A 16,801-nucleotide genomic window follows, 5' to 3' on the forward strand; every position below is an offset into this window, starting at 1 on the left:
TCATTCCATTCGACTTACGGCTACCCGCCTCACCTAGTCTCTGAGTGGCGCCGCGAAGCCCCATGTCATATATTGGGTTACCCTGTCTCCCACCCTAGAGGGTAGCGTGATGTCCACTTCCGCTCGGTTGCGCCTCTGCGCGGTGCTCGCGGCGCTGACTCTGCCTCTCGCGGCCGGGGCTCAGGCGCGTCCTGAGACCCATACCGTTCGCCCCGGCGACACCCTGTGGGATCTGGCCCGCCAGTACCTCGGCGATCCGTTCCTCTGGCCCGAGATCTACCGCCTCAACACCAACGTGGTGGAAGATCCCCACTGGATCTACCCCAACGAGGTCCTCCGCCTCTCGGGTGGCGGCGACGTCGCCGCCGTCCCCGCCACCGACACCCCGGTTCCGGCGGGCGCCGAACCGGTGGCGGTCGAGGCGCAGCCGCAGGCCGGCATCCCGGTGGAGGAACCCGCCGAGGCCGCCGCGGAAGATCCGGCGGCGGCCGGCCTCGCCGAGCCGCAGGTGGCCGATATCACCGAGGAGCCGGTGTCCGACAACCGGGACGACGTCGACCTCACGCCGCTGGTCGGGGACCGTCGGCGGCTCGGGCAGGTCGGGCCGAGTCTCGAACTGGCGCTGGAACGGAACTACCGGCCCATCCGGCGCAGCGAGTTTTACAGCTCGGGGTTCCTGACCGAGGAGCAGCAACTGCCGTTCGGACGGGTGCTCGGGACGACCACGCCACTGCAGATCGAGGAAGTCTCCGCCCGCACCACCGCGACGCTGCATGCCCGGATCGGCATCGTGCCGCCGGTCGGCGGCACCTACCAGGTGGGCGACACGCTCATGGTCGGCCTGGTCCGCCAGACGATCGAGGGCTACGGCCAGGTGGTGGTGCCCACAGGACTGGTCCGGGTGGTCGACGTGAGCCGGCCGGAAAACGTGGCCGAGGTCATCGCGACGTACGCCCCGGTCCGGGATCACCAGGTGGTGCTACCCGCGGAGCGCTTCGTGGACCCGGGAAACGTGCGCCCGGTGCCGATCTCCGACGGGGTCCAGGCCAACATGCTGGCCCACCGCGATCGCCAGCCGCTGACCGGCCCGCAGGACGTCGTCTTCCTCAATCGCGGCAAGAAGGACGGCGTGGCGATCGGCGACCTGTTCGAGCTGCGGCAGCGCGCGCGGGGCCGGGTCGACATGGCGACGGTCACCGATGATCCGATGGGGACCATCCAGGTGGTGCACGTGGGCGAACGGACCGCCACGGCCCGGGTGGTGAGCGTGGTGCATCCCGACATCCCGCCGGGCACGGAGGCCCGCCAGATCGCCAAGTTGCCTTCCTGAGGACGGGCCCCTCGCCTATCCTTTCCGGGCCCTGTCCCGCGTGAGCGCCGCGCTGGTCGGCGTCGTGCGGGGCGGGGCCCGTGAACTGTCCGACACCCCGCTTCGATGGTGCCGCTGATGCTCCAGGCCGGTCCCGCCCTCCCCTCGTCGTCCTGGGAACTCGTGCTCCACTCGAGCCCGGAGACAAAGGTCGTCCTCGCCATCACCCTGGTCTTCTCGGCGATCTCCTGGTTCGTCATCGTCCTCAAGTGGTGGCAGTTCCGCCGCAGCCGGCTCCAGGCCAACCGGTTCTTCGCCGAGCTGGAGCGGACCACGCGCCTCAAGGACGCCTATCACGCCGTGATGAAGCTGCCCCCGTCTCCGTTCAACCGGCTGTTCCGCGAGGGCCTGTCCTTCCTGGGCGAGCTCCGGCCCGGGTCGCTGCGCGATGCCGGCCAGGCGCCGGCGCCGGGGACCCTGAGCATGACCCAGCTCGAGGCGCTGAAGATGGTGCTCGGCAAGGAAGTGGCCTCGGAGCGCGACGTGATGGCGCGGTTCATCCCGTGGCTCGCCACCATCGGCTCGGTCGGGCCGCTGCTCGGGCTTCTCGGCACGGTGCTCGGGGTCATGGACGCCTTCATCGGCATCGCCTCCAAGGGCTCGGGCAACATCAGCGCCGTCGCGCCCGGCGTGGCGGAGGCGCTGGTGACCACGGTGGCGGGCCTGGCAGTGGCCATCCCGGCGGTGATCGCCTATAACCTCTTCGTCAACCGGCTGAGCCTCTTCGCGGGCGAGCTCGAGGGCTTTGCCAACGAGCTCATCGGCACGATGGCCCGCGAGGGGCTGCTCTAGCATGGCCTGGGGCGTCGGCCGGGGCGGCGGGCTGCGCGGGCACGGCGAGCTGCCGCTCAACGCGGACATCAACGTCACCAGCCTGGTCGACATCGCGTTCGTGCTCCTGATCATCTTCATGATCGCCGCGCCGATCATGCAGGGCGGGGTGGACGTCCAGCTTCCCCAGGCCGCCGCCAGGCCGATCACGGCGCAGGAGGGGATGGTGGTGAGCGTGGACCGGGAGGGCCGGATCTTCATCGACGAGACCCAGGTCTCGTACAGCGACTTCCGGCTGACCTTTGCCGCGCTGGTGAAGAGCCGGCGGCCCAAGTCCGTCTACCTCCGCGCCGATCGGCGCGTCCCGTACGGCGACGTGGTACGGGTGCTGGCGACGATCCGGACCTCCGGGGTATCTGATGTAGGACTGGTGGCGGAGGAGGAAGACCAGCCGTGACGGGGAAGGGCGGCCGTCCCGGGGACCGGCCGGGGATCGCCGCGGGGCTGGCGGGGACGGTGGTGGTGCACGCCGCGGCGATCGCGCTCCTGTGGACCACCGTGAAGCCGGTGGACCTCGGTCCCACGGCGTATGCGGTGGAGCTGGTGGCGGCCCCGGCGCCTGCGCCCGAGGCCCGGCCCACCCCCGAGGCCGCGCCGCGCCCGCCGGCGCCGGAGCCGCCCAGGCCCGCCCCGACCAAGCCCACCCCGACCAAGCCCACGCCGGCGCCACCGAAGCCGACGCCGCAGAAGCCGCCGGCCCGGACCGAGCCAAACCCCGTCAGCACGCCGCGGACCCAGCCCCTGCCGGGGGAGACGCCGAGCACGGGGAACGACGCCGTCACCGTCAATGTGCCCGGCATGGCATTCCCGTATCCCGACTACCTCCGGAACATCGTGCAGGAGGTCTACCGGCGCTGGGCCCGGCCGCTCGGGAACGCCGCGCTCCGGGCGGAGGTGAGCTTCCTCATACTCCGGGACGGCTCGGTACGCGAGATTCGTCTGACCCGGGCCTCGGGGAGTTTCTCGTTCGACCTGACGGCCCAGGGCGCGATCGAGGCCGCCGGGGCCAGCCGGGCCTTCGGTGGCCTTCCCGATGGCTATCCGGCGGACGTGCTGCCGGTGTCCTTCTACTTCACGCCACGGACGCAATGACCCTGCGCCTCACCCCTTCGCTCGCCGCCTGCGGCCTGCTGCTCCTTGCGGCCGCGGCTCCCCGCGGCGCGGCCGCCCAGGATACGCTCCGGCCCCCCGACGGGGTCCGGATCGGGATCGAGTACCGGCCCGGAGTGCGGCCGGCCATCGTGGTGCTTCCCACCCGGGGCCTCGATTCGGTGCGCGCCATCGTGACCCGGGACCTCGACTTCAGCGACCGCTTCGAGGTCATCCCCCTGGCCGCCGGCGACAGCGCGGCGGTGGCCGCGAATGCCGGTGGCCGGACCGTCAATTACCCGCTGTTCCGCACCCTCGGCGCCGAGTACGCCCTGGAGGTCGGGATGGACGGGAGCGGCGTGATGCTCCGCCTCCATGATGTCGTGGCCGGCACGGTGCGGCGGGAGCAGCGGTTCCTTTTTCCGGCGCCGTTCGACGTGGCCTTCCGCCTGGCGGTGCACCGGGCCGCCGACGAGGTCATCCGGTGGATCAGCGGGACGCCGGGCTACGCCGCATCGCAGCTGCTGTTCGTGGCAGAGCGGAAGCTTTACCGGGTGGACAGCGATGGCGGGGGCTTCACCCAGGTCTCCGCACCCGGGGAGGAGGTGCTCTCCCCGACATGGAGTCCCGACGGAAGCCGGTATGCCTACACCCGGTTCGGCGCTGGCACCGGGAGCGTGGTGATCCAGGGCACCAGCGGCGGCCCGCGGAGCGTGGTGCCGGGTACGGCCACGGCGCTGAACATCACGCCGAGCTTCTCCCCGGATGGCCGCCTGCTGGCCTACGCGCACTCCGGGGAGGACGGCACCGACATCTTCGTCGCGGATGTGGTGCAGAACTGCTGCGTGCAGCGGTTGACCGTCGGGAGGTACTCCGATAATCTTTCCCCCACGTTCGCCCCGGATGGGCGGCGGCTTGCGTTCGTCTCGACGCGCGCCGGACAGCCGCAGATCTATGTCATGGCGGCCGACGGCACCGACCAGGAGCTCTTCGCGTCGTTCGACTATGGCGCCACCGGGCCCTCCAACGCGCCGGAGTGGTCGCCCGACGGAGCGAGCGTGGTGTTCCACCGCGATGTCAGCCGGGCTCCGCAGGTGTTCGTCCTCGATGTGGCCAGCCGGCGGGTTCGCCAGCTGACGTCGGCTGGGCGCAATGAGGACCCGACCTGGGCGCCGGATGGGCGGCACATCGCCTTCGTGTCTGATCGCAGCGGCCGTCGGCAGCTCTGGGTGATCGATTCGGTCACCGGGCGCATCCGACAGCTGACCTTTCTGGGGCAGGCGCGCCTGCCGGCCTGGTCCCGCCGGTTTGCCGATCCCGGATCCCCTACCACGCACTGAGCCCTGCACCGGAGGCCCGATGACCGTCCGTCTCGATCGTTCCGCGCTCGTCCTCGCTGCTGCCCTCTTCGCCGCCGCCTGCGGTGGCAAGCCGGCCCCCGAGGAGCCGGCGCCGCAGCCGGCCCCGGCGCCCGCCCCGGCCCCGACGCAGCCGGCTCCGGCGCCCGCCCCGGCCCCGGCGCCGACCCAGCCCACCGAAGATCCGGCCGCCGCGGCGGCCCGGACCACGGCGGCCGTGCTGTCCGAGGTCGCGGCGGTGGTGCACTTCGACTTCGACCGCTGGGATATCCGTCCCGAGGACCGGGCCACCCTCGACCGCAAGGCCGCGATCCTGGGGAGCAATGGCGGGCTGCGCATCCGCATCAGCGGGCACGCCGATGAGCGGGGCTCCGACGAGTACAACCTGGCGCTGGGGAACCGCCGCGCCGGCGCCGTGAAGACCTACCTCGGCAACAAGGGCATCGATGCCAGCCGCGTCGAGGTGGTGTCCTACGGCGAGGAGCGGCCGATGGCGATGGGGCACGATGAGGACGCGTGGTTCCAGAATCGCCGGGCCGAGTTCGAGGCCACCGCCGGCGCCATGAACCTGCGCCTGCCCTGATGCGCCGGCTCCGCACGCCCGCCGTCTGGGTTGCCCTGGTCGCCCTTGGAGGCTGTGCCTCCAAGGGCGACTTGCGCCGGGTGGAGGAGCAGCTCCTCCTCTCCCGGGCGGAGAACCAGCGCGCGGACTCGATCCGCGCGGCGCAGCTCGGGGAGATCATCGCCGGCCAGCGGCGAATCGCCGACAGCCTCGCCGGCATCGGTGGCCGCCTGGGTCAGGTCAGCACCCAGGTGGCGGCCCTCAAGGGTGATCTCTCCAACGACCTGATCAGCATCGCCCAGCAGCTGGTGCAGGTCCAGGCCCTCACTGGCCAGTCCCAGCAGCGCCTGACCGAGCTGCAGACGCAGCTCGAGGCGCGGACCGAACAGCTCAACGTGGCGCCGGCGCCGCTGCCGCCCGCGCCTGGGGGCGCGCCGGCCGACTCGGTCGCGTCGCCCACGGGCCAGCCCGCGCCGGTCCCGGGCCAGCCGTCGGCCGAGCAGGTCTATGCCACCTCCCTGCAGCAGCTGCGGCGGGGCAGCCCGGCCACGGCGCGCCTGGGCTTTCGCGAGCTGCTCCGGCTCTATCCCGGCCACGCCCGCGTGCCCGACGCCACCTACTTCGTGGGCGAGACCTTCGCCGCGGAGGCGCCCGACTCGGCGGCGGTGTACTACACGAAGGTGGTGACGGACTTTCCCAGGTCCTCCCGCGCCGCCAGCGCCCTGTACAAGCTGGGCCTGCTGGCGGAGCGCCGGAAGGACCTCGAGGGGGCCCGCGGCTTCTATACCCGCGTGGTGCGCGACTACGCCACCTCTGACGAAGCGGCCCTCGCCCGGGATCGCCTGAAGACGCTCGGCCGCTGACCGGCCGCACGAGGTAGCACCATGACCGGCCCCGGCGCCGAGATGCCCTTCCTCGAACACCTCGAGGAACTGCGCGCACGGCTCGTGCGCGTGGTGCTGGCGCTCATCGCCGGGTTCGGGGTGGGGCTCTTCGTCGTGCAGCACTTCGGGGTGGTGACGCTCCTCAAGGAGCCGATTGCCCCGTTCCTCACCGTCACGGGCGGGAAGCTGGTCGTCACCAGCCCCACCGAGGCGGTGATGATCACGCTGAAGCTGGCGCTGATCGTCGGTCTCTTCCTGTCCTCCCCCGTCATCATCTACCAGGCCTGGGCATTCCTGTCTCCCGCGCTCTACGAGCGGGAGAAGCGGACCGTCATGCCGGCGGTGGGGGCGGGGCTGGTGCTGTTCGTGATCGGCGGGGCGTTCGCCTACTTCGCCCTGCTGCCGCAGGCGCTGCCGATCCTGTTCAGCTTCCAGTCCGAGGGGCTGGAGCCGCTGATCACCTTCAAGGAGTACTTCAGTTTCGTGGTCCAGCTGGTGCTCGCCATGGGGCTCTGCTTCGAGATCCCGCTGGTGATCATGCTCCTCACGGCGCTCGGGGTCACCTCGCCCACCGGCCTCACCCGCTTCCGTCGCTTCGCGGTCGTGCTCGCCGCCGTGGGGGGCGCGGTGCTCTCCCCCGGCACCGACATCCTGAGCATGCTGCTCATGACGGTGCCGATCCTGCTGCTCTACGAGGTGGGCTACCTCGGGTCGTGGGTGATCCACCGGCGAAAGGCCCGGCAGGCGGCGGCCGCCCTGGTGGTCCTGCTGGCGCTGCTCGCCCCGGCGGCGCTCCGCGCGCAGGAGCCGACCAAGCGCCCACCGGTCCTCAAGAAGCCGGTGACCGCGCCGCGGGCGCCGGCGGCCACCCCCCGGGCTGGCACCCCCGACAGCACGCAGGCCGACACCACCCGCCCCCGGGCCGGCCAGGCGGTCGATACCGGGACCGCGCGCCGCCTGGGCCTTCCCACCGCGCCACGGAACAGCTTCGCCCCCGACGACTCGGTGGTGACGGCGCTGCTCAAGCGTGAGGGCTACCAGTCCACCCGGTTCCGCTCCGACTCCGCCATCCTCTTTGCCGAGGAGCGCCAGATCATCCTGCGCGGCGAGGCGATGACCAAGCGGGGCGAGACCACGCTCGAGGCGGACTCGATCGCCTACCAGGAGGCGGACTGCCTGATCCGGGCCGTCGGCGACCCGGCGCTCTTCGACAAGGAGACCGTCCTCTCGGGCTTCGGCGGCATCCGCTACAACACCTGCATCCAGCGCGGCGTGGTCGAGGACGCGCTCACCACCTTCAAGCAGGACGGGAACGACTGGTTCCTCCGCGGCAACCTGGCCCAGGACTCCAGCTCCTCCCGCCTCTACGCCTCGGATGGCGAGATCACCAGCTGTGACCTGCCCACGCCGCACTACCACTTCAACGCCAGCGAGGTGAAGTGGATCTCCAAGACGGTGATGGTGGCCCGGCCGGCGACGCTCTACATCCGTGACGTGCCCGTCCTCTGGCTGCCGTTCGTGTTCCAGGACGCCCGCACCGGCCGCCGGTCCGGGATCCTGGTGCCGCACTTCGGCCTCAACGACATCGTGCGGCAGAACCCCGGGTACAACCGCCAGATCACCAACATCGGGTACTACTGGGCGCCCAACGACTACTTCGACGCCACCGCCAAGCTCGACTGGTACTCCAACCGCTACGTCGAGTACGGGGTGGCGGGGCAGTATCGCATCCTCAACCGCTTCCTGAGCGGTGCCGTGGGCTACCGGCGCACGGTCGAGTCCGGCGGACGCCGCTCGACCAACATCCGGTGGGACCACCGCCAGAACTTCTCGCTCTCGACCAGCCTGAACCTCAGCATCAACTACACCAGCAGCGGCTTCGTGCAGCGGCGCAACGCCCTCGACCCGCTCGCCTCCACCCAGCAGATCGTCAGCGCGGCCAACTTCACCAAGCGCTTCGCCTGGGGCTCGGTGGCGCTGGGCGGAAACCGCCGGCAGAACCTCTCCGACAACAGCGTCTCGATGCAACTGCCGTCGCTCTCGGTGAGTCCCAAGCCGATCGACATCGGGGAGAACGTCACCTGGTCGCCGGGCCTCTCGATCACCAACAGCTTCGAGAACAACTTCCCGCTGAGCCCGCGGCTGGAGGTCGTCACGCCGGGCGGCGGGCTGGACACCCTGCTCGACAGCCGGCGCGACACCCGCACCAGTACGATGAGCCTGAGCACCCCCCTGCGCGTCGGGGGCTTCACCTGGCAGAACAGCTTCGGCCTGACCGACAAGCAGGATGAGGGCCGTCGCGTCATCGGCACCCAGAAGATCCCCGACCCGAGCACCGTCGACCCCACCGACTCGATCACCGTGAGCCGGGTGACCGTGGGCGACTTCCAGAGCGACATCGACTGGCAGACCGGCATCAACCTGCCGACCGTGTTCCGTTCCACCTGGAAGCTGCAGCCCAGCGTGGGGATTGCCAACGCCACGTCGGGGGCGTTCCTGGTCCGCAACCGGAACACCGGCGGCAACTGGGTGCGGCAGGGCAAGCGCTTCAACTTCGGCCTCGCCGCCGCCCCGACCTTCTTTCATATCTATCCCGGCTTCGGGCCGGTGGCGCGGATCCGGCACAGCATCGCGCCGATCTTCCAGTACAGCTACAGCCCCGCCGCCGCCATCAACCGGGCCTACGCCCGGGCGGTGGCGCAGCCGGGCCAGCCCCTCAAGCTGCGCAGCGACCCCAGCCAGCTGCTGTCAATCGGCCTGTCCCAGAACATCGAGGGCAAGGCCCGCCGCGCACCGAACGACACGTCCGCCATTGACCAGTCCCGCCGCTTCCGGATCCTCGGCATCCAGACCAGCTCCCTGCAGTACGACTTCGAGCAGGCCAAGAAGCCCGGCCGGACCGGCTGGCGGACCCAGACGATCTCCAACCAGCTGCAGAGCGACCTGGTGCCCGGGTTCAGCCTGAGCCTGACCCATGATCTCTGGAAGGGCACGGTCGGGACGGACTCGGCGCAGTTCGATCCCTTCCTGCAGTCGGTGACGGCGGGCGCGTCCATCAGCGGCAACACCGTGAAGTCGATCTTCCGCCTCATCGGCCTGGGTGGTGCCCCGGATTCCACCGCACGGGACGAGGCGCCCCCGGCGAGCTACGTGGCGGGGCAGAGCCGGTATGGGCGCCCCCCGTCCTTCTATGGGTACAACCAGGACCAGACGGTCGGGATGGGCACCAATCGGCGATTCCAGGCCACGTTCAACTACAGCCTCTCCCGGTCCCGGCGCATCACCACCCTGGACGGCACGTCGAGTACCCCGCCGCGCCAGAGCCTGGGGCTCAGCACCAACTTTGCCCCGACCCCGTTCTGGACCGTGTCGTGGAGCACCCAGTACAACATCACCGACCGCAAGTTCGAGTCGCAGGTGGTGCACCTGGAGCGCGTGCTGCATGAGTGGCGGGCGGGGTTCACCTTCAGCCGGACCCCCACCGGCAACTTCGCGTTCGTGTTCTCGGTCTTCCTGTCCGACCTCCCGGACATCAAGTTCGACTACAACCAGACCTCCTTCGACAACTAGCCCGCGCCGGGTGTCCTCGGGCGCGGTCACTCCAGGCCGCCGGAGTGTCCACGTTCCCGGACACCCCGCCCGATGTGTATTTGCAAGTCCTTGTACCGCAACGCGATGCGGATCTCGGCGCGGCTGGCACCAGCCGTGCATATCAGGGGCGCGATTCCCAACCGGAGCCCCGAATGCGCCGTGCCTGGCTGGCTACCCTGACCCTCCTCGCTGCCTGCAACGAAACCCAGGTCATCGGTGGCGGGGGCGGGCTCGTGTCCCCCCCGAGCAACCTGATCTACACCGTCGAGCCGAGCGGCACCCCCGGGGCGCCGACCGGCGTCCTGCTGCAGTGGGACTTCGACACCGACCCCAACCTCGCCAGCTGGCACGTCTACTCCCGGGGGTCGACCACCGAGTCGTACCGGCTGCGGGCCACGACCACCTCGAACTCCTTCCACGATGACGGGCTGCCGCACCTTCAGTACTACGTCACCGCGGAGGATATCGACGGCGTCGAGACCAGCCCCAGCAACGTGGTGACCGTGGACGAGCGGCTGGCCCTCGAGCGGCCGACGACGCTCAACAGCACCACGCTCGACGCGGCGGTGGCGCTCGACTGGAGCGACAACGCCTACCTGAACAACCCGACCCGATTCAAGACCTACCGGGTCTACAGCGCCACCTACGACCTGGACCAGGACCTCTGCGGCACCACCTGGAGCCTCGAGGGGAGCACCATCGCGCCCGAGTTCGTGGCCGGGGCCATGACCAACGGCGTCTCGCGCTGCTTCGCGGTCTCGGCGGTGAGCCAGGAGGGATGGGAGAGTCTCTGGTCGCCGCTCAAGGCGGACACGCCCCGACCCGACGCGCGCAACGTCGTGGTGTATGCCCGGCAGGCCCAGGACGCCGGCAGCGGGTTCCGCTTCTGGCGGGATCTCGACAACGACGGCGTGGCCGACGCGGGCGAGCTCGGCCTGGTGCAGAGTGGCTCCTCGAACCTGAACGACTTCTCGGTGGAACGCGACAACGCGGGGGTGCTCTTCCTGACCCCGGTCCGGGCGGGGACCGGCGTGGATCTCTACGGCAGCGCGCCGGTCGCCGACCTGACCAGTATCGACTTCGCGCCGGACGTGGTGTACGGCCGGGGCGGGCTCGAGGCGCTGCCGGGGTGGGGGTACGTCTTCGAGACCGACGGCGGCGATGGCTTCAATCGCTACGGCGCGGTGCGGGTGACGCACGTCGGGCAGGACTACCTGATCCTCGACTGGGCCTTCCAGACCGACTTCGGCAATCCTGAGCTGATCCGGGCCCAGCCGCTCGCCACCCGGTAGCGGGGGCAGGGGAACGGGCGAGGGGGGGCGCGGCGGACCGCGCCCCCCCTCGTTTCGTACCCGCGCGAGCGGTGGTTGTAACCGCGGGGCCAGGGATTAGGTTCCGCCCCATGTCCTCCCTCATCCTGACGGGGCAGTCGCTCGCCCTCGCCGACGTCGTCCGGGTGGCGCGCGATCCGCGCGCCACGCTCGCCCTCGACCCCGCCGCCCGCGGCCGGCTGGCGGAGAGTCGCGCCCTGGTGGAGCAGGCCATCGGCCGCGGCGGCGCCATCTACGGGATCAACACGGGGTTCGGCAAGCTGGCGAATGTCCGGGTGCCGGCCAGCCAGCTGGACCAGCTGCAGGTCAACCTGATCCGCAGCCACGCGGCCGGCGTCGGCGACCCGCTGGCGCCGGACGTGGTGCGGGCCGCGATGCTGCTCCGGGCCAACGTCCTGCTGCGACCCACCAGCGGGGTACGGCCGGCGCTGGTGGAGTCGCTGGTGGCGCTCTTCAACGCGGGGATCATCCCGCTGGTGCCGGAGCAGGGCAGCGTCGGCGCGAGCGGTGACCTGGCCCCGCTCTCGCACATCGCGATGGCGCTGATCGGGGAAGGGGAGGTGCTCACCCCGGCCGGCCCCGGCAGCGCGGGGGCCGCCCTCGCGGCGGCCGGACTCTCGCCCTTCCGGTTCGCACCCAAGGAGGGGATCAGCTTCATCAACGGTACCCAGGCCCAGACCGCGCTGCTCTCGCTGCTGGTCCACGATGCGGAGGTGCTGTGGCGGACCGCGGTGGGCGCCGCCGCCATGAGCCTCGAGGCGCTCCGGGGCACCCCGACGCCGCTCGACCCGCGCATCCACGAGGCCCGGCCGCACCCGGGCCAGGTGCGCACGGCGGCGCTCATGCGGTCGCTGCTCGACCAGAGCGAGATTCGCGAGTCGCACCGGGAGAACGACGACCGGGTCCAGGATGCCTATAGCCTCCGCTGCACTCCCCAGGTGCTGGGCGCCGTCGCCGACGCGGTGCGCTTTGCGCGGGAGACCGCGCTGGTCGAGCTCAACGCCTCGACCGACAACCCGCTGGTCTTCGAGAATGGCGATGTGCTGAGCGGGGGCAACTTCCATGGGCAGCCGGTGGCCCAGGCGCTGGATTTCCTCGCCGTGGCCCTGACCACCCTCCAGGCGATCGCCGAGCGGAGGGTGGAGCGCCTGGTGAATCCCGACCTCTCCCAGGGGCTGCCGGCCTTCCTGACCCGGGACCCGGGCCTCTCCTCCGGCTTCATGATGGTCCAGATCACCGCCGCCTCGCTGGTGGCCGAGTCGCGGTCGCTGGCGATGCCGGCCAGCATTGGCTCGATCCCGACCGATGCCAACCAGGAGGATTTCGTCCCGATGGGCATGGCCGCCGCGCTCAAGACCCGGCGGATCCTGGGGAACGCCCAGAAGGTGGTGGCGGCGGAGCTGCTCTGCGGGGCGCAGGGGCTTGACCTGCTCCTGCCCCTCCGTCCCGGGCGGGGGGTGGAGGGCCTCTACCAGCGGGTGCGGTCCCCGAAGGACGGGGTGGCCCGGCTGGAGGAGGATCGCCCCCCCTCCCCGGACCTGATCCGGCTGGCCGGGCTGGTGGCGGCCGGGGCGCTGGATCCGGCCCCGGGTTTGGCTTGCTAATCCCTCGCGGGGGCCGGTATCTTCATAAGTGCCGGTATAGCATAGGCCTCCACCCTCCGACCCCCCCCGCTGGATGAACTTCGAGAAGCTGAAAGAGACCGCCAGAAAGTACGAACAGAAGGAAGAATGGCGGCGGGCCATCGAGGTCTACCTCCAGGCGATCCGCGAGTTCGAGGCCGGCAACGATCCCGTCCCGGATCTGTCGGTCTACAACCGGGTTGGTGACCTGTACCTCAAGGCCAACGAACCCGGCGCGGCGGTGCAGGCCTACGAGCGGGCCGCCGACCTCTACGGCGAGCAGGGGTTCTACAACAACGCCATCGCGCTGTGCGGGAAGATTCTCCGGGTGAACCCCGGGCGGATCCAGACGTACCTCAAGCTCGCCCAGCTGCACGCCCGCAAGAACGTCGTCATCGAGGCCAAGAAGAACCTGCTCGAGTATCTCGAGCGGATGAACGCCCTGAGCCAGCTGGACGAGGCCTTCAAGGCGGTGAAGGACTTCGCCGACCAGTTCCCGGCGAACAAGGAAATCCGGCTCATGCTCTCCGAGCTCCTCCGGGCCTCCTCGCGCAACGCCGAGGCGCGGGAGCAGCTGGAGAAGCTGGCGAGCGACCTCGAGGCGCGGGGCGACACGATCGGGGCCCGCAAGACGCTCATGCGGCTGCAGGCCATCGACGCCGAGGAAGGCGCCCCCCCCGCCGCCGCGCCGGAGCCGGCCAAGCCGACCGGGCCCCGGCCCCGCTCCGGCGACCTGGTCTTCCTCGATGTGGGCGCGGCGGAACATGGCGCCCCGGCGCCGGCCAAGCCGGCGGGCCCGCCCTCGCGGAAGACCCGCGCCATCAGCGTGCGCCCCACGGTGCAGAACCGGCCTCCCGCGGGGCTGCCGCTCATCGACGTCGGGGATGCCACGGCGGCCTCCGCCGAGCCGGTGGTGATCCCGGAGCCGCTGGCCATCGAGACCTCGAGCCTGGTGCAGACGCCGCTGGAGCTCGAGAGCGTCCAGAAGATCAGCGATGAGGCGGTGCTCGAGGCCACGGCGCAGGGCGACGTGGCGAAGGCGCTCGGCTTCGAGCCGACCGAGGTCGAGGGCCTGGACCAGGTCCAGGTACAGCCCCTCGACGGCCTCGAAGTGGACCGGGCGGGCGGGGACGGGGTCGAGCTCCACGTCTCGCTCGAGGGCCTGCAGCTGGAGCGGGCCAGCGAGCCCGCCACCGAGGATGTCGCGGTCACCCCGATCCACACCGACGCCTTCCTGGTGCCGGACCCCCTCGACCTGCAGGCGGAGCTGGCCGACGACCTGGGGCTCGGCCTGGGCGAAGGCGACATCGAGCCCTCCCCCTCCGTGTCGGGCGGCGCGCTGTCGGGCATGGATCTCCTGGAGCCCGGGAGCGACGAGTCGGAGGTCGATCCGGCCGGGGCGGTCGAGGAGGAGATGGTCACCTTCCTCGACGCCTCCGAGCCGGAGCAGCCGTCGATCGCGGACCTGGAAGACCGGGTCCTCGAGGATCCGGATGATCCCGAGGCGCACCGGGTGCTGGGCGAGGCGCTGCTGGCCGCGGGCGAGACCCTGCGTGGCCAGGAGGAGCTGGAACTGGCCCTGGCGGGCTACGAGGGGCGGGAAGACTGGGGCCGCGCGGCGGACCTGGTCGTCGAGCTGATCCGGCTCGATCCCAATGGCGTGCGGTACCACCAGAAGCGGGTGGAGATCGCCTTCCACAGCGGGGAACGCTCCCGGCTGATCGACGCCTACGTCGAGCTGGCCGATGCCCTGCTCCGGGTGGGCGCGCTCGACAAGGCGCTCGCGGTATACCGACGGGTCTCGGAGCACGACCCGGGCAACCAGCGCGCGCTCGCGGCGCTCGACGCGCTCTCGCCGGTGGAGGAATCCCTCCCGCCGATCCCGCCGCTGGAGCCGGCCCCGGCAGCCCCCGAGACGGAAGAACTCGACCAGGCGCTGGATGCCGCGTTCGAGCCACCCCGGCCCCGCCGGCCGGGCGCAAGTCGCGGAAGTCCGTCGCGGCCCAGCGCCCCCCGGCGCCGCCGAAGGCGCCGGAGCCGGTCGCGGCGGGCGGCGACTTCATCGACCTCGGCGCCCTCATCATGGACGACGACCGGGTGAAGGACTCCCGGATGCGGGTCGAGGATGAGGAGCCGACCGGCGACGAACAGAAGGACTTCCAGGACATGCTGCAGGCCTTCAAGCGCGGCATCGACGAGAACATCGACGCGGAGGACTACCAGGCGCACTACGACCTGGGGGTGGCCTTCAAGGAGATGGGGCTGCTGGACGAGGCCATCGCCGAGTTCCAGAAGGCGCTGCGCTCGCCCGAGGGGCGGCTCAAGACGTCGGAGGCGCTGGGGACGGCGTTCTACGAGAAGGGACAGTTCGCGATCGCCGAGGCGATCCTCAAGCGGGCGGTGGAGAGCCTGGGCGCCACCGACGACGAGCAGATCGGCCTGATCTACTGGCTGGCCCGCTCCCTCGAGGCGCAGCACAAGCCCGAGCCGGCGATCACCACGTACGAGCGGGTCATGGCGGTGGACATCGGCTTCATGGACGCGAGCGGGCGCATGGCCAGGCTGAGCGCGGGGCGGGCCCAGTGACCTCGCGCGCCGCGGGCATCACCCTCGCCTCCCTGCAGTCGGCCCTCAAGCCGCGCCTCGAGGGGGTGCAGCGCGAGTTGCGCCGCATCATCGAGTCCGACTTCGGGCTGATCGCCGAGGTGAATGGCCACCTGCTGCAGATGCAGGGGAAGATGTTCCGGCCCACCCTGCTGCTGCTCGCCCAGGAGGCGTCCGGCGCCCGGGACGAGCGGGCCGAGACCCTCGGGGCGGTGATCGAGCTGATTCACCTGGCCACCCTGGTGCACGACGACTCGGTGGATCACTCCGTCCTCCGCCGCGGCATGCCGACGATCAACGCCCTGTTCAGTCACCAGGTGTCGGTGATCATGGGCGACTACCTGTACTCCCGCGCGGTGGTGGAGCTCACCCGGCTCGGGGACCTGGAGCCGCTGCGGGTGATCTCGCGGGTGACCAACGAGATGACCGTGGGCGAGATGCGCCAGCTGATGGCGCTGGAGCCGCTGGCCTTCTCCGAGGCCGAGTACGACCTCCTGATCCGCGCCAAGACGGCCTCGCTGCTCTCCGGCGCGTGCGAGGTGGGTGCGCTCCGGGCCGGCCCGCACGAGCGGGACGCGCTGCGCCATTTCGGCGACTACCTCGGCATGGCGTTCCAGATCGTGGACGACCTGCTCGACTACACCGAGGAAGAGGCCGTCACGGGGAAGCCCTCCGGGAATGACCTGCGCGAGCACAAGGTGACGCTGCCCCTGATCTACGCCCTCGACCGGCTCACCCCGGCCGGCCGGCGGGAGGTCCAGTCGCTGATGGCGGCCGCGGAACCCGACGATCCGCTCATCGCCCGGGTGATCGCGCTGGTGGCGGAGGCGGGGGGGCTGGACTACGCGCGTGCGCGGGCCCACCGCCTGGCCGAGCAGGCCGACCAGATGCTGGATGCCCTCCCGGCCAGCGGCGCCCGGGACACCCTGCGCGACAGCATCACCTACGTGCTGGACCGGCGGCGCTGATGGCCAGCGGCCCGCGGCGCCCGATGTTCCACCTCGGCGTCCTGGTCGCCGGCTTCGTGCTGGGCGGGTTCCTCAACGCCCTGGTGAAGACGGTCATGCCGGACAGCGTCGCCAAGCAGGTGTTCACCTTCAGTGCCAGTGCGAGCGTGGGCCCCGTGTCGCTCGACCTCCTGGTGTTCAGCTTCACCCTCGGGCCCTTCGCGATGAACGTGACGCCGCTCGCGATCCTCGGCGTCATCGTCGCCTACTTGATCGCCCGCTCACTCTTCTAGCTGGAGCCCGCCATGTTCGGCAACCTGGGTTTCCCCGAGATCCTGCTCGTCCTGGTGATCGTCCTGCTCGTCTTCGGGGCCAAGCGGCTGCCGGAGATCGGCTCCTCGTTCGGCAAGGGGATCCGCGAGTTCAAGCGCAGCATCAGCGAGGCGTCCGACGCCGTCACCGGCAGCACCGACGCGTCGTCGCCCACCTCGCGGCAGATCGACAGCCGCACCGGCCCGACCCCGCCCGCGGGCGGCGAGCCGAAGCGCCTGTCCCAGTAACCGGGCCGCGGCGGGCGGGATCCCCCAACGTGAAAGCCCCCCGGAGATCCGGG

Annotated in this window: 15 protein-coding genes; all 15 read left to right on the forward strand. The window is 70.9% G+C overall.

Annotated elements, in window-relative coordinates:
• Positions 1 to 109 precede the first annotated feature (109 nt).
• Positions 110 to 1,330: a LysM peptidoglycan-binding domain-containing protein gene (locus tag IPJ95_08900; protein ID MBK7923736.1), complete on the forward strand. Its 1,221-nt coding sequence runs from the start codon at positions 110 to 112 to the stop codon at positions 1,328 to 1,330.
• A 117-nt stretch (positions 1,331 to 1,447) separates the two neighbouring features.
• Complete coding sequence (locus tag IPJ95_08905) at positions 1,448 to 2,161, forward strand: MotA/TolQ/ExbB proton channel family protein (GenBank protein ID MBK7923737.1); 714 nt, start codon at positions 1,448 to 1,450, stop codon at positions 2,159 to 2,161.
• Position 2,162: 1 nt separating this feature from the next.
• Positions 2,163 to 2,597 (forward strand): biopolymer transporter ExbD, encoded by a 435-nt coding sequence (locus IPJ95_08910; GenBank protein ID MBK7923738.1) that lies wholly within the window; start codon positions 2,163 to 2,165, stop codon positions 2,595 to 2,597.
• Positions 2,594 to 3,292 (forward strand): TonB C-terminal domain-containing protein, encoded by a 699-nt coding sequence (locus IPJ95_08915; protein MBK7923739.1) that lies wholly within the window; start codon positions 2,594 to 2,596, stop codon positions 3,290 to 3,292. The genes IPJ95_08910 and IPJ95_08915 overlap by 4 nt, the downstream gene beginning before the upstream one ends.
• Positions 3,289 to 4,629, forward strand: coding sequence for a PD40 domain-containing protein (locus IPJ95_08920; protein MBK7923740.1), 1,341 nt, complete (start codon positions 3,289 to 3,291; stop codon positions 4,627 to 4,629). Before IPJ95_08915 ends, IPJ95_08920 begins: the two co-directional genes overlap by 4 nt.
• Positions 4,630 to 4,648: 19 nt before the next feature.
• A complete protein-coding gene (gene pal, locus IPJ95_08925; GenBank protein ID MBK7923741.1) occupies positions 4,649 to 5,230 on the forward strand; it encodes a peptidoglycan-associated lipoprotein Pal in 582 nt (193 codons plus the stop codon).
• A complete protein-coding gene (locus tag IPJ95_08930) occupies positions 5,230 to 6,072 on the forward strand; it encodes a tetratricopeptide repeat protein (protein ID MBK7923742.1) in 843 nt (280 codons plus the stop codon). Before pal ends, IPJ95_08930 begins: the two co-directional genes overlap by 1 nt.
• Before the next feature lie 21 nt (positions 6,073 to 6,093).
• The gene (gene tatC, locus IPJ95_08935) at positions 6,094 to 9,663 is read left to right on the forward strand and encodes a twin-arginine translocase subunit TatC (GenBank protein MBK7923743.1); all 3,570 of its coding nucleotides are present in this window, start codon (positions 6,094 to 6,096) and stop codon (positions 9,661 to 9,663) included.
• Between the two features lie 173 nt (positions 9,664 to 9,836).
• Positions 9,837 to 10,976 carry a hypothetical protein gene (locus IPJ95_08940; GenBank protein MBK7923744.1) on the forward strand — a complete coding sequence of 380 codons (1,140 nt, stop codon included), beginning with the start codon at positions 9,837 to 9,839 and terminating at the stop codon, positions 10,974 to 10,976.
• A 110-nt stretch (positions 10,977 to 11,086) separates the two neighbouring features.
• A complete protein-coding gene (gene hutH / locus IPJ95_08945; protein ID MBK7923745.1) occupies positions 11,087 to 12,619 on the forward strand; it encodes a histidine ammonia-lyase in 1,533 nt (510 codons plus the stop codon).
• 73 nt (positions 12,620 to 12,692) lie between these two features.
• Positions 12,693 to 14,738 carry a tetratricopeptide repeat protein gene (locus IPJ95_08950; GenBank protein ID MBK7923746.1) on the forward strand — a complete coding sequence of 682 codons (2,046 nt, stop codon included), beginning with the start codon at positions 12,693 to 12,695 and terminating at the stop codon, positions 14,736 to 14,738.
• Positions 14,720 to 15,223, forward strand: a complete 504-nt coding sequence (locus IPJ95_08955) for a tetratricopeptide repeat protein (GenBank protein MBK7923747.1) — start codon at positions 14,720 to 14,722, stop codon at positions 15,221 to 15,223. Before IPJ95_08950 ends, IPJ95_08955 begins: the two co-directional genes overlap by 19 nt.
• Entirely contained in the window at positions 15,220 to 16,209 is a 990-nt protein-coding gene (locus IPJ95_08960; protein MBK7923748.1) for a polyprenyl synthetase family protein, read from the forward strand. The genes IPJ95_08955 and IPJ95_08960 overlap by 4 nt, the downstream gene beginning before the upstream one ends.
• Positions 16,209 to 16,481 carry a DUF4321 domain-containing protein gene (locus IPJ95_08965; GenBank protein MBK7923749.1) on the forward strand — a complete coding sequence of 91 codons (273 nt, stop codon included), beginning with the start codon at positions 16,209 to 16,211 and terminating at the stop codon, positions 16,479 to 16,481. The genes IPJ95_08960 and IPJ95_08965 overlap by 1 nt, the downstream gene beginning before the upstream one ends.
• 12 nt (positions 16,482 to 16,493) lie before the next feature.
• Positions 16,494 to 16,748, forward strand: coding sequence for a twin-arginine translocase TatA/TatE family subunit (tatA, locus tag IPJ95_08970; GenBank protein MBK7923750.1), 255 nt, complete (start codon positions 16,494 to 16,496; stop codon positions 16,746 to 16,748).
• The last annotated feature ends 53 nt before the right edge of the window (positions 16,749 to 16,801 follow it).

It is taken from the genome of Gemmatimonadota bacterium (assembly GCA_016713785.1).
Taxonomy (GTDB): domain Bacteria; phylum Gemmatimonadota; class Gemmatimonadetes; order Gemmatimonadales; family GWC2-71-9; genus JADJOM01.